Consider the following 12,618-nt stretch of genomic DNA (forward strand, 5'->3'; position numbering starts at 1 on the left):
CCGCGAAGCCGCGCCGCGCCGCGAAGCCGCGCCGCGCCGCGAAGCCGCGCCGCGCCGCGAAGCCGCGCCGCGCCGCGAAGCCGCGCCGCGCCGCGCCGCGAAGCCGCGCCGCGCCGCGCCGCGAAGCCGCGCCGCTGAGCCGCTCTGGCCGCCGCGCTGCCAAGCCGCGCCGCCGCGCCGCGCTGCTGAGGCGCCAAGCCGCGCTCGCCATTCAGGCCATCCAGCCAAGCGTGCCCGTCGTCAAATTCGCCCGCTCGCTGCCGTAGGTAAAGGCGTGGTCGACGCGCGGTGGTCCGAACGGGACGCGGGGGTGATGGCAGGTTGGGGGACTGCCCGGGATCATGGGCCTATGACCGAGGCCCGCTCCGATTCGCGCCGGATGACGATCAGCGACCCCCAGGTGATGCGGGCGATGGCCCATCCGGCCCGGATCGCGATCATGGAGTACTTGAACAGTCGCGAAAGTGGCGGGACTGCCACAGAGTGTGCCGAGATCGTCGGGCTGTCACCGAGCGCAACCAGTTACCACCTGCGGGCGTTGGCGAAGTTCGGCCTGGTCGAGCAGGCGCCGAGCCGGGGGGACGCGCGCGAGCGGTTGTGGCGTGTGCCGAGTGTGAGTGTGCTGGTCGAGGCGGGGCGTGATGCCGGGCCCGAGGCGCGTGCGGCCGAGCAGGCGCTGGTGGAGGCGCATGCGGTCCGGGCCATGGAGCGGACCCGGGACTGGTTGCGGCGCGCCGGGGACGAGCCGGCCGAGTGGTACGACACGGCCCTGTTCACCGACACGCTGTTGCTGCTCACCGCCGACGAGTTGGCCGAGTTGAACGAGGCGGTGCTGGCGCTGCTCCGGTCGTATCACCCGCGGCGGCGGCAGGGTGACCCACCGCCGGGGGCGCGCACGGTCGCGGTGCAGTACCGGACGGTGCCGCTGGCATAGCCAGGCTTGCATGAATCAGTTGTGAAGGACTATTTTCGAAGTATGTCCTTCACAACTGACGAGTCGCGCTGGTCGGACGTCTGGCTCGCCGCCGCCGCTCGGGGCACCACGATCTGCGGCGATTTCCTCGCCGCGACCGCGCTGGCGCTGGCGCTACAGGGGGCCGGTGCCGGCGGGCTGGCCGTGTCGGGGCTGCTGCTGGCCGCGACCCTGCCCCTGGTGGTACTCGCCCCACTCGCGGGCCGACTCGCCGACCGGACGGACAGCCGTACCCTGCTGGTGACCATCGGGTTCGGGCAGGCCGCAATCTGCGCGCTCCTCGCCGTCGTCGAGCAACCCGTCCTGGTGGTAGGGCTCGTCGCCCTGCTGGCCTGCGGGCTCGCGGTGACCCAACCCTGCCTCGCCGCGCTGCTGCCGGCGATGGTCCGCCCGGCCGACCTGCCGCGAGCCAGCGCGATCAGCCAGACCGCCGTCTCGCTCGGCGCGCTCGGTGGCCCGGTACTGGCGGGCCTGCTGGTGGGGCAGTTCGGCACCCGCGTACCGCTGCTTCTCGATGCCGCGACCTACCTGGCGCTCGTGGTCGCGGGCCTGCTGCTGCGGACCCGACGCGGCGGCCGGCGGCCCGCCACCGTGAGCAGCGACGCCGCCGTGAGCAGCCAGGCCGCCGCCAGCGAGGCCGCCGCCAGTCCGGCCGCCGCCGCGAACGGCCCGGCCGTGTCGGGCGGCGTGGCAATCCCCGGGGGTACGGAGATCGGCTGGCGGCTGCGCCGCGATCCGTTGATGCTCGTCATGGTGGTGAGCACCGCCGTGGTGATCGCGGCGATCGGCGGCATCAACGTGATCGAGGTCTTCTTCATCCGGGAGACGTTGGAGGGTTCGGCGACCACGTACGGCCTGGTCAGTGCCGCATGGATGGCCGGCATGCTGCCGGGGACCTGGCTCGCCGTACGACTTGCCAGGCGGCTCGACGACGACGCCGGGTTGGTACGCGGGGTGCTGGCCACTCTGGCCGTGTGCAGCCTGATGGTGTTGCTCGCGTCGACGGTGCCGGCGGCAGGTGTGTTGGTGCCGCTCTGGCTGGTGGGTGGTGCGGCCAACGGTGGCGAGAACGTCTTCGCGAACCTGCTCACCGCTCGGCGGGTGCCGGAGGCGATGCGCGCCCGGGCGTACGCCAGCTACGGCGCGGCGGTGCAGGGTGGCTCGATGGGGGGCTTCCTGATCGGCGGGGCGTTGCTCGCGGTCGTTCCTCCTCGGCCGCTGATCGCCGGTGCCGGTGTGGTCGGGCTGCTGGTGGTGCTGGTCTTCGTGCCGTTCGTGACCCGGGCGGTACGACGGTCGTCAAGTGCGGGCTTGGCCACTCCGGGCCGGCCCGCCGAGCCGGAGCCAGCCGCCGGGGATACGGTCGGGCCATGGCTGAGCGCATCGCACGCCCGCGGGTCGGGCACATCCAGTTCCTGAACTGCCTGCCGATCTACTGGGGTCTGATGCGCTCCGGTGCCCTGCTCGACGTCGACCTGCACAAGGACTCGCCGGACCGGTTGAGCGCGGCGCTGGTCGCCGGCGACCTCGACATCGGCCCGATCACGCTGTTGGAGTACCTGAAGCACGCCGACGAGCTGCTGCTCCTGCCGGACCTGGCGGTGGGCAGCGACGGGCCGGTGCTCTCGGTCAACATGGTCTCCACCCGTCCCCTCGGCGAGTTGGACGGCGCCCGGGTGGCGCTCGGCTCGACCTCGCGGACCGGGGTCATGCTGGCTCAGCTGCTGCTCGCCGAGCAGTACAACGTGCGGCCCGAGTACTTCCGCTGCCCGCCGGATCTGACCCAGATGCTGCTGGAAGCTGACGCCGCCGTGCTGATCGGGGACGTGGCGCTGCGGGCGTACTACGAGGCACCGCAGAAGGGCCTCACGGTCACCGACCTCGGGCAGGCGTGGCGGGAGTGGACCGGGCTTCCGATGGTCTTCGCCGTCTGGGCGGTCCGCCGCGACTTCGCCGCCGCCCACCCGGGTCTGGTCAAGGAGGTTCACGAGGCATTCCTGCGCTCGCGGGATCTCTGCCTGGCGGAGTTGGACCAGGTCGCCGAGGCGGCTGCCCGCTGGGAGACCTTCGACGCGGAGACCCTGGCCACGTACTTCCGGACCCTCGACTTCTCCCTCGGCGACCGGCAGGTAGCGGGGCTGCGAGAGTGGGCCCGACGGGCCGCCGCCATCGGCGAGGCCCCGGCGCTGCCGGACGGCGGCCCGGAGTTCTTCGCCGGCTGACCGCCGGCCGCCGGCCCGTCAGTACGCCGGCCCGTCAGTACGCCGGCCCGGCACAATCCAGGCCCGCCAAAACCTCGGGCCAGAGCGGCCGGTGGCGGCCTGAGGGGCTCAGGTGCCGGGGCGGAGCAGTGCCTCGGTGATCTTCTCGCAGTTCTTCATGCCGTAGTCGTAGCCCATGTTGATCGGGTACTTGACCATCACGCCCATCGTCCAGGTGTCACCGATGGCCAGGCAGTTGATGTGCATCTCCTGCTCCCTGGTCCGGTCGATCCACCCGTTCTTGATGGCGATCTTCTTCTGCTCGGCCGCCGGGAAGGCCTTGCGGATACCGAAGTCGCCGGCACCGCGAACCAGCTTCATCTCGTTGAGCAGCCACTTAGTCCACTTCGGCCCGGCGGCGGTGCCGGTGACGATGCAGTTGCCCATCCGGGCGGTGTCCCGGGGGGAGAGCGCCGTCCGGCTCCAGCCGCGGTCGGGGGCGACGCTGCTGTCGGTCAGCTTGCACATGGAGATGAGCCGCTTGATCGAGGCGTCCCGGTCGACCTGGTTGTAGAACTGCTCGGCCCGGGTGTTGTCGCTGTCCCGGATGATCCGCGTCGCGTCGGCGAGCTTGGCGTCGCTCGGGGTCTGGCCGGCGTCGGCGGCGCGACGCAGGTAGTCGGCGACGATCCAGGCCTTGATCATCGAGGCGGTCGTGCTGGTTTCGCCCATGTTCTTCGAACCGATGATCTTTCCGGTTCGGCGGTCGAGGACGCTCCAGGAGTACCAGCCCTCGATGTCCAGATCGAGGTTCTTGGCCACGAAGGGCAGCGGCTCCAGCGACGGGCTGGGGCTCGGCGACGGTGAGGACGGCTGGCGGGCGCTGCGGTCGGTGCCGGCGCCGGTGGGGCGGTCGCTGGTGCCGGAGCCCGCGTCGCCCCACTTGGCCGCGGCGGACGACTCGAACGGCGACCCGGGCAGCAGCCGCAGCGACACCAGGACCAGCCCGATCAGGATGATCGCGACGGCGATCAGTCGAATCGGGGAGGCCTCGCCGCCGTTGCGGCGGTCGCCCCGACGGTTGCCGGCCATCAGAGCTTTCCGACCGGCTGCTGCGGCACCTTGAGGGCGGCGCCCGGCTGCGGGGTGACCAGTTGGGTGGCCACACTGGCGCAGACCTTCGCACCGTAGTCCAGGCCGGTCCTGATCGGGTAGCGCAGCATCACCGCGAGACTCCACTTGCTGGTGACGGCGAGGCAGTTGACGTGCCAGTTGCCGTCGCCGTAGATGGGGGTCCAGCCGTTCTTCATGCTGACCGGCCCCTGAGCGGTGATCGACTTGGGTAGACCGTCGATGATCCCCCAGCGGCCACCACCGGAAGAGGTCCGTTGGTCCTTGGCCGCCGTGGTGCCCTTGACCTTGCTCATCTGGTCCAACACCCACTTGGTCCATTTCTGGCCGGCGGCCTTACCGTCGGCGATGCAGTCGCCGACCCGGGCCGCGTCGCGCGGGGACATCCGGGTGAAGCTCCAGTAGCCGGTGTACGGCTTGACGTTGCCGCGCTTGGTGTCGGTCAGCCCGCAGATCTTGATCGCTCGTTGGATCACCGCGTCGGGGACGCTGCTCGACGAGGGCTTGTAGGAGCCACCCGCAGCGGCGTGGACCTTGTTGGCCGCTCCGTCGTTGCTGTCGACGATGGCGAGTCGGGCCATCTCCTTCATCGCTGCGGGCGGCTCCTTGTCGCCGAGCTGCCGCAGGTAGTCGGAGACGATCCACGCCTTGATCATCGATTCGGTGGAGCTGGTCGCTGTCATGTTCGGCGACCCGGAGATCTTGCCCGTCTTCCGGTCCAGCAGAGCCCACGAGAAGAACTCACCCTTGAAGCTCACCGACACCGGGCCGGCAGCCAGGGTGGGCGGCGGTGGTGGGGTGGGCGCGGGCGCGGCGACGCTCGACGTACCTCCTCCGCCGCCTCCGCCGCTGTCGCTGGCGAGCCGGGCGTACGCGGTGGGGACCAGTAGGACGCCGCCGAGCACGACCGCCGTGATGGCGAGCACCAGGGTCACGCGAGATCGCATGAGTGGGTGAACTCCAGGTGTCAGGGCCGGGGGGACCGGCTTGTCGTCGGGACGAATCGGGTGCGATCGCCGAGGCCGGGGGAGATGGCCTCTGTGGAGATGTCGATGTCGGCAGCCGATCGGTTGTCCGGCAGAAGTCTACGTCCGGACCGGCAGACCGCCAGGGTTCGACACTAGGCAACCTGCGATAAAGACGGGATATGGGGCCGGTATGAGGTTTTTGCAGGGATTCACCTTTGTTTCGTGGCCTAGGTCACGGCGATGTGACGGTGTTCAAGTAGCGCAAAGCACTCATCCGCTCACAGATGGGATGCGCGGATTCCTGTTACACCCCCTGGTGCAACGTGGCGCAAGCTGTAACACTTAGCCTCATGTATGGCAACGACTTCTCCGCCCCGGACGGCGCCACTGACGAGGCGCCCGGCGGCCTGCTGGGCGAGGTCGAGGCCGCCGAGGCCGAGCTGCGGGCAGCGGCGGCGCGCGGGCGGCGTGGCGGGCCCGCGCCGGACGAGGACCTGGCGGCGTACTTCGCCGAGGTGGTCGACGCCGAGCAGAAGATCGAGCCCCGCGACTGGATGCCCGACGCGTACCGGCGGACGCTGATCCGGCAGATCGCCCAGCACGCCCACTCCGAGATCATCGGCATGCAGCCGGAGGGCAACTGGATCAGTCGGGCGCCGTCGCTCAAGCGAAAGGCGATCCTGCTGGCCAAGGTGCAGGACGAGGCGGGTCACGGCCTCTACCTCTACGCCGCCGCCGAGACCCTCGGCATCAGCCGCGACGAGCTGGTCCAACTGCTGCTCGACGGTCGCCAGAAGTACAGCTCGATCTTCAACTACCCCACCCTGAGCTGGGCCGACGTGGGCGCCATCGGGTGGTTGGTGGACGGCGCGGCGATCGTCAACCAGGTCCCGCTCTGCCGCTGCTCGTACGGCCCGTACGCCCGCGCGATGATCCGGGTCTGCAAGGAGGAGTCGTTCCACCAGCGGCAGGGCTACGAGATCCTGCACACCCTGGCACACGGCACCCCCGCCCAGCAGGCGATGGCCCAGGACGCCGTGGACCGTTGGTGGTACCCGTCGCTGGCCATGTTCGGTCCGCCGGACGGCGACTCCACGCACTCCGCCCAGTCGATGGCCTGGAAGATCAAGCGCTTCTCGAACGACGATCTGCGCCAACGCTTCGTCGACATGTGCGTCCAGCAGGCCGAGATCCTCGGGCTGCGCATCCCCGACGCGGACCTGCGCTGGAACGACGAGCGGCAGGCGTACGACTACACCCAGCCGGACTATGACGAGCTGATGCAGGTGATCTCCGGCAACGGGCCGTGCAACCGGGAGCGGATGGCCCACCGCCGGGCCGCGCACGCCGACGGCGCCTGGGTACGCGAGGCCGCCGCGGCATACGCCGCGAAGCGGGCGGGACAGAAGGAGACGGTCGCAGCATGACGCAACACACCCCGCTCTGGGAGGTCTTCGTGCGGGCTCGGCGCGGGCTGTCGCACACGCATGTCGGCAGCCTGCACGCCCCCGACGCCGAGCTTGCCCTGCGCAACGCCCGCGACCTCTACACCCGTCGCCAGGAGGGTGTGTCGATCTGGGTGGTGCCGGCCGGTGCGATCACCGCGTCCAGTCCGGACGAGAAGGACGCCTTCTTCGACCCGGCCGCCGACAAGGTCTACCGCCATCCCACCTTCTACGAGGTGCCGGACGGGGTGGCCCACCTGTGAACGAGCGGAGCGAACGAACCAGGCAGCGCAGCGAGGTGACGGCGTGAACGGACCCTTCGACTTCACCCTCGCTCTCGCCGACGACGCGTTGATCGCGGCCCAGCGGCTGGCCGAGTGGACCACCCGCGCGCCGGAGATGGAAGAGGACATCGCGCTGGCCAACATCGCCCTCGACCAGCTCGGCGCGGCGCGCCTGCTGCTGTCGTACGCGGGCGAGCTGGAGGGCGCCGGCCGTGACGAGGACGCGCTGGCGTACCTGCGCGACGACCGCGAGTTCCGCAACGCGCTAGTGGTCGAGCTGCCCAACGACGACTTCGCGGTGACGATGGCGAAGCTGTTCTTCCTGGCGGCGTACCAACTGCCGTTGTACACGGCGCTGGCCGGCTGCGCGGACGAGCGGTTGGCCGCGATCGGCGCCAAGGCGCGCAAGGAGTCGGCGTACCACCTGGACCACGGCGCGCTGTGGGTGAAGCGGCTCGGTGACGGCACCGAGGAGTCGCATCGTCGGATGCAGGCGGCCGTCGACCAGGTGTGGCCGTACACCCACGAGTTGTTCGCCGCGGACCCGGCGGCGCCGGTCGACCCGGCCACGGTGCGGCCGGCGTTCGACGAGGTCGTCGGCCCGGTGCTGGCCGAGGCGACGCTCACCCAGCCGGACAGTGCCTGGGCCCCGGCCGGTGGGCGGGCCGGCGTGCACACCGAGCACCTGGCCTACCTGCTCGCCGAGATGCAGGTGCTGCACCGCGCCCACCCCGGAGCGAAGTGGTGAGCGCGAGGAGCGCGAGCCCCACGATCGCGAACGGCACCGGCAGGGCGGGCGCACGGGAAGCCGCCGCGAGCGTGGTGGACCCGGAGATCCGGGTCATCACCATCGACGAGCTGGGCATCCTGCGGGCGGTCGAGGAGGATCCGGCCAGCGGGCGGGTCACCGTCACCATCACCCCGACCTACACCGGCTGCCCGGCCATGGACGTGATCCGGGCCGACATCCGCCGCGCGCTCACCGCTGCCGGCCACCCGGACGCGGAGGTCCGGACCGTCTACAGCCCACCGTGGAGCACCGACTGGATCTCCGAGGGTGGGCGGGCCAAGCTCGCCGCCGCCGGGATCGCCCCGCCGGCCCCGGTGTCCACCGCCGGCGTCGTGTCGCTGACGCTCGCGGTCCGCTGCCCACAGTGCGGTTCACCGGAGACCGAGCAGGTCAGCCGGTTCGGCTCGACCGCGTGCAAGGCGCTGTGGCGGTGCCGATCCTGCTCCGAACCCTTCGACCACCTGAAGGCGCTGTGACTGTCACCATCACCCGCCCGGTTCGCCGCCGGCCGGTCTTCCACCCGTTGTCCGTCGCCGCCGTCGACCGGCTCACCGACGACTCCGTGGCGGTTACCTTCGCCGTACCCGAGGAACTGCGGGAGACCTTCGCGTTCCGCGCCGGCCAGCACCTCACCGTGCGGCGAGCCGCGGAGGACGGCACTGACGTGCGCCGGTCGTACTCGATCTGCTCCACCTCGGACGACCTGGCCCGGCACGGCCGGTTGCGGATCGGGGTGCGGGAAATCCCCGGCGGCGCCTTCTCGGCGTTCGCCTGCGGGGCGCTGCGCGGTGGTGACACCGTCGAGGTGCTGCCGCCGCTGGGCACCTTCACCACGGCGTTCGCGCCGGACCGGGTGCGGCACTACGGCGCTGTCGTCGCCGGCTCCGGCATCACGCCGGTGCTCGGGCTGGTCGCGACCGCCCTGGCCGTCGAGCCGGCCAGCACCTTCACCCTGGTGTACGGCAACCGCACGGCGAACACCGTGATGTTCGCCGAGGAGTTGGCCGACCTGAAGGACCGTCACCCCACCCGGCTGCACCTGGTGCACGTCCTCTCCCGGGAACAGGGCGAGTCGCCGCTGCTCTCCGGTCGGATCGACGCCGAGCGGCTGGGCCGGTTGCTGGACACCATCGTGCCGGGCGACCTGATCGAGGAGTGGTTCCTCTGCGGCCCGTACGGCATGGTGGTCGACGTCCGGGACGTGCTGACCGCACGCGGGCTGCCCGAGTCGGCGGTGCACACCGAGCTGTTCCACGTCGACACGCCACCGGAGCCGGTGCGCCGACCTGTCGACCAGGCGGGCGCCGGGGCCGAGGTGACCATCGTGCTGGACGGGCGGTCGTCGAGCTTCACGATGGGTCGCGAGGAACGGGTGCTGGACGCCGCGCTGAAGGTGCGGGGTGAGCTGCCGTACGCCTGCAAGGGTGGCGTCTGCTCGACCTGCAAGGCGAAGGTCGTCGACGGCGCGGTCACGATGGCCCGCAACTACGCGCTGGAGCCCGACGAGCTGGCCGCCGGCTACGTGCTTACCTGCCAGTCCAGCCCGACCACCGACAAGCTCACCGTCGACTACGACGCATGACGACGCCGAACGACCGGGAGTTCGTCGAGCGGTTCGCCGAGGTCACCGGGGGACGGCTTCCGACCAGCTACGCGGAGGGGTGGGAGCAGTTCGTCGGGTTCTGTGAGGAGGGCTATCACGACATTCTCGACGAGTACTGGTTCGACCTCAGCATCCGCGACGCCATCGAGAGGATGCTGAACGACCCACGGTTGTTCGGATTTCCGCAGATGGGGTGGGTCCGGGAGCGAATCGAGGCGGCGGACGAGCGGTTCCGGGCGGTGCTCTCCGAGCAGCCGATGCCGTGGGGCTCCGAGGGGTCGTGGTGGCAGGCGCACGTGCCGGCGTGGGCGGGGCCGGAGTTCGCGGCGGAGCTGCGGGACACCTACGGCATACACGTCGAGGTACGCGAGAGCTGACGGCGGCTGTGGGACGTGCCGCACCCCGCCGGGGTCCGGCGGTCGAGTCGGGTGGGCCGACGTAGGCTCGGGGTGTGACGGTGAGCCGGGAGATCGACGACATCCTGCAGCGCGGCGCGGACGGCGGGCGGATCACGCCCGAGGAGGCGCTGCTGCTCTACACCGAGGCGCCCTTCCACGCGCTGGGCGAGGCGGCGGACGCGGTGCGTCGGCGACGCTACCCGGACAACGTCGTCACCTACCTGATCGACCGCAACATCAACTACACGAACGTCTGCGTGACGGCGTGCAAGTTCTGCGCGTTCTACCGGGCGCCCAAGCACAAGGAAGGGTGGACCCACCCGACCGAGGAGATCCTTCGCCGGTGCGGCGAGGCGGTCGAGCTGGGCGCCACCCAGGTGATGCTCCAGGGCGGGCACCACCCGGACTACGGCGTGGAGTACTACGAGGAGCTGTTCTCCTCGGTCAAGCAGGCGTACCCGCAGCTGGTCATCCACTCGATCGGCCCCAGCGAGATCCTGCACATGGCCAAGGTCTCCGGGGTGAGCCTGGACGAGGCCATCGCCCGGATCAAGACCGCCGGCCTGGACTCGATCGCCGGCGCCGGCGCGGAGATGCTGCCCGACCGGCCCCGTAAGGCCATTGCCCCCCTCAAGGAGTCGGGCGAGCGCTGGCTGGAGGTCATGGAGCTGGCCCACCGGCAGGGCATCGAGTCGACAGCCACCATGATGATGGGCACCGGCGAGACGCACGCCGAGCGGATCGAGCACCTGCGCATGATCCGTGACGTGCAGGACCGCACCCGCGGTTTCCGGTCCTTCATCCCGTGGACGTACCAGCCGGAGAACAACCACCTCAAGGGCCGCACCCAGGCGACCACGCTGGAATACCTGCGCCTGGTCGCGGTGGCCCGGCTCTTCTTCGAGACCGTGCCGCACCTGCAGGCGTCCTGGTTGACCACCGGCAAGGACGTCGGACAGCTCTCGCTGCACATGGGCGTGGACGACCTCGGCTCGATCATGCTGGAGGAGAACGTCATCTCCTCCGCCGGCGCCCGGCACCGCTCCAACCTGCACGAGCTGATCGGCATGATCCGCTCCGCGGACCGGATCCCGGCGCAGCGCGACACCCTCTACAACCGGCTCGCCGTGCACCACACGCCGGCCGACGACCCGACCGACGAGCGGGTGGTCTCGCACTTCTCCTCGATCGCACTGCCCGGCGGTGGCGCGGGGAAGTCCCTGCCCCTGGTGGACGTCAGCTGACTGTCGACACCCGGCCGTTCGGCTGATCGACGCTCATGCTCCCGCCGGATCAGCCCGGCGGTACGGGTGGTCCCCGCCGCCGCAGCGTCAGCCTGTCCGGTGCGGGGCTGGTGGAGATGATCGTCGGCGGCTAGCGTCCCGGCTCATATTCGTCACCATCGTCGACCGACGAGTCTGTCCTCCATCGGCCCGCTGCGGGTCGTTCATATAACGCACGGCAGTACGGGCGGGATGGGTGACCATCCCGCCCGTACTGTCTGCGCAGCTCGGGTCGGACGGATGAAAACGCGTCCGCCTGCTGGCGTGGAAGATCGGCCTCCGATAACGTCCGCTCGTTCCGCAACCATTCTTTCTTCCCTACCCCCGGGGGACTGATGACAGCGTTCCACCGCTCGACGCTGGTGCGCGCCAGTGTCGTGGCGCTGCTGGCGGCCGGCGGCATCGCCGCCGTGGCCGCTCCGGTGCTGGCGGCCGAGGAGGCCGATCTGGCCCTGGTGCCGCTCAGCTACAACCTGGCCAAGGGTGTGACGGAGGCCAAGAGCAAGCCGTTCAAGTTCTCGGTCGACAACACCCGGAGCAAGGAAGACGCCAAGGGTGTCAGTTACACGGTGGACACCAGCAAGCTGAAGACGAACAAGGTCCGGGTCGTGGTGCCCGACGGCTGCCGGGTGAACGGCAAGAAGTTCACCTGCCGCCTCGGCGACCTGGCCGCCGGCACCAGCGAGGACTTCGGTATCCCAATCTTCTCCACCGGTGGTAAGGGCGCCGCCGGCACTCTGGTGGTCACCATCCGCTCGGCCACCGAGGACCCCAACGAGGAAGACAACAAGGTCGAGCACGACATCACCGTCACCGAGCCCGGGTACGACCTGACCAGTTGGGTGCAGGACGTCAACGCGAACGTCGTGGTGAACGGCGTCAACGGCGACGACCCCGACCTTCGGCCGGTGCGGCCGGGCGAGACGGTGCCGGTCGACTGGGCGGTCTACAACGACGGCAGCCGTAAGGCCACCGGCCTCGCCTACGTGCTGACCCTGCCGGCGGGCGTCACCTTCGACACCCTGCCGGACACGTGCACCACGCAGACCTTCGGCGTCACTCAGGCGCTCTGCCAGGACGACGGCGCGGTGATCCGTCCCGGTGACTACTACACGGCGGACATCAAGGTGACCGTCGGCACTGACGTCACCGAGCCGGTGCTGCGGGTCGGCGAGCTGGTGGCGCACGGCCTGGACGTGGCAGCGGGCAAGCCCGAGGAGCAGCCGCGGCGGGCCAGCACCGCCCAGCGGAAGGCCTTCACCGAGATCGACGAGGGTGACAACCAGGCGATCTTCGACGTCTTCGTCGACCTGGCCGTCGACCCGACGCCGACGCCGACGCCGACGCCGACGGTCACCCCGACGGGGTCGCCGACGCCGACGCCGACGGTCACCCCGACCGAGTCACCGACGCCGACGCCGACGGTCACTCCGACGGAGACGCCGACGCCGACGGTCACTCCGACGCCGACGGTCACCCCGACCGAGACGCCGACCCCGACGGAGACGCCGACCCCGACGGAGACGCCGACGCCGACAGAGA

General features: G+C 70.5%; 13 protein-coding genes and 1 pseudogene. 12 read left to right on the forward strand and 2 right to left on the reverse strand.

The features are described 5' to 3' along the window. The 4 genes from FB453_RS27405 to FB453_RS27420 all read left to right on the forward strand — a co-directional run. A partial coding sequence (locus FB453_RS27405; RefSeq protein WP_222431422.1) for a hypothetical protein occupies nt 1–266 on the forward strand: 266 nt, incomplete at its 5' end. Between the two features lie 83 nt (nt 267–349). Beyond that, nucleotides 350–934, forward strand: a complete 585-nt coding sequence (locus tag FB453_RS27410) for a winged helix-turn-helix domain-containing protein (protein ID WP_145794910.1) — start codon at nt 350–352, stop codon at nt 932–934. Between the two features lie 42 nt (nt 935–976). Next, nucleotides 977–2,392 carry an MFS transporter gene (locus FB453_RS27415; protein WP_145794912.1) on the forward strand — a complete coding sequence of 472 codons (1,416 nt, stop codon included), beginning with the start codon at nt 977–979 and terminating at the stop codon, nt 2,390–2,392. Beyond that, nucleotides 2,344–3,195 carry a menaquinone biosynthetic enzyme MqnA/MqnD family protein gene (locus FB453_RS27420; RefSeq protein ID WP_112585664.1) on the forward strand — a complete coding sequence of 284 codons (852 nt, stop codon included), beginning with the start codon at nt 2,344–2,346 and terminating at the stop codon, nt 3,193–3,195. The genes FB453_RS27415 and FB453_RS27420 overlap by 49 nt, the downstream gene beginning before the upstream one ends. A 108-nt stretch (nt 3,196–3,303) precedes the next feature. Here FB453_RS27420 and FB453_RS27425 read toward each other — a convergent pair whose 3' ends face one another. Together FB453_RS27425 and FB453_RS27430 are read right to left on the reverse strand one after the other, a co-directional pair. Next, complete coding sequence (locus FB453_RS27425) at nt 3,304–4,266, reverse strand: serine hydrolase family protein (RefSeq protein WP_145794915.1); 963 nt, start codon at nt 4,264–4,266, stop codon at nt 3,304–3,306. After that, nucleotides 4,266–5,252: a hypothetical protein gene (locus tag FB453_RS27430; protein ID WP_145794917.1), complete on the reverse strand. Its 987-nt coding sequence runs from the start codon at nt 5,250–5,252 to the stop codon at nt 4,266–4,268. The genes FB453_RS27425 and FB453_RS27430 overlap by 1 nt, the downstream gene beginning before the upstream one ends. Nucleotides 5,253–5,623: 371 nt before the next feature. On the opposite strand from FB453_RS27430, the gene paaA reads away from it, so the two are divergent. The 8 genes and pseudogenes from paaA to FB453_RS35125 form a co-directional block, all read left to right on the forward strand. Further along, nucleotides 5,624–6,700: a 1,2-phenylacetyl-CoA epoxidase subunit PaaA gene (gene paaA, locus FB453_RS27435; protein WP_112605735.1), complete on the forward strand. Its 1,077-nt coding sequence runs from the start codon at nt 5,624–5,626 to the stop codon at nt 6,698–6,700. Then, entirely contained in the window at nt 6,697–6,981 is a 285-nt protein-coding gene (gene paaB, locus FB453_RS27440; RefSeq protein ID WP_091395615.1) for a 1,2-phenylacetyl-CoA epoxidase subunit PaaB, read from the forward strand. Before paaA ends, paaB begins: the two co-directional genes overlap by 4 nt. Before the next feature lie 43 nt (nt 6,982–7,024). Then, entirely contained in the window at nt 7,025–7,750 is a 726-nt protein-coding gene (gene paaC, locus FB453_RS27445) for a 1,2-phenylacetyl-CoA epoxidase subunit PaaC (RefSeq protein WP_112585672.1), read from the forward strand. 23 nt (nt 7,751–7,773) lie between these two features. Then, a complete protein-coding gene (gene paaD, locus FB453_RS27450) occupies nt 7,774–8,268 on the forward strand; it encodes a 1,2-phenylacetyl-CoA epoxidase subunit PaaD (protein WP_145795131.1) in 495 nt (164 codons plus the stop codon). Then, nucleotides 8,265–9,374: a 1,2-phenylacetyl-CoA epoxidase subunit PaaE gene (gene paaE, locus FB453_RS27455; protein WP_145794919.1), complete on the forward strand. Its 1,110-nt coding sequence runs from the start codon at nt 8,265–8,267 to the stop codon at nt 9,372–9,374. The genes paaD and paaE overlap by 4 nt, the downstream gene beginning before the upstream one ends. Continuing rightward, on the forward strand, nt 9,371–9,772 hold the full coding sequence (locus tag FB453_RS27460; protein ID WP_112605729.1) for a hypothetical protein: 402 nt from the start codon (nt 9,371–9,373) through the stop codon (nt 9,770–9,772). Before paaE ends, FB453_RS27460 begins: the two co-directional genes overlap by 4 nt. Before the next feature lie 74 nt (nt 9,773–9,846). Continuing rightward, complete coding sequence (gene mqnC, locus FB453_RS27465; protein ID WP_145794921.1) at nt 9,847–11,037, forward strand: cyclic dehypoxanthinyl futalosine synthase; 1,191 nt, start codon at nt 9,847–9,849, stop codon at nt 11,035–11,037. A gap of 374 nt (nt 11,038–11,411) precedes the next feature. Beyond that, nucleotides 11,412–12,473 (forward strand): annotated as a pseudogene (locus FB453_RS35125) (cell wall anchor protein); the annotation flags it as partial. Nucleotides 12,474–12,618 lie beyond the last annotated feature (145 nt).

The organism is Micromonospora sp. CNZ322 (assembly GCF_007827755.1).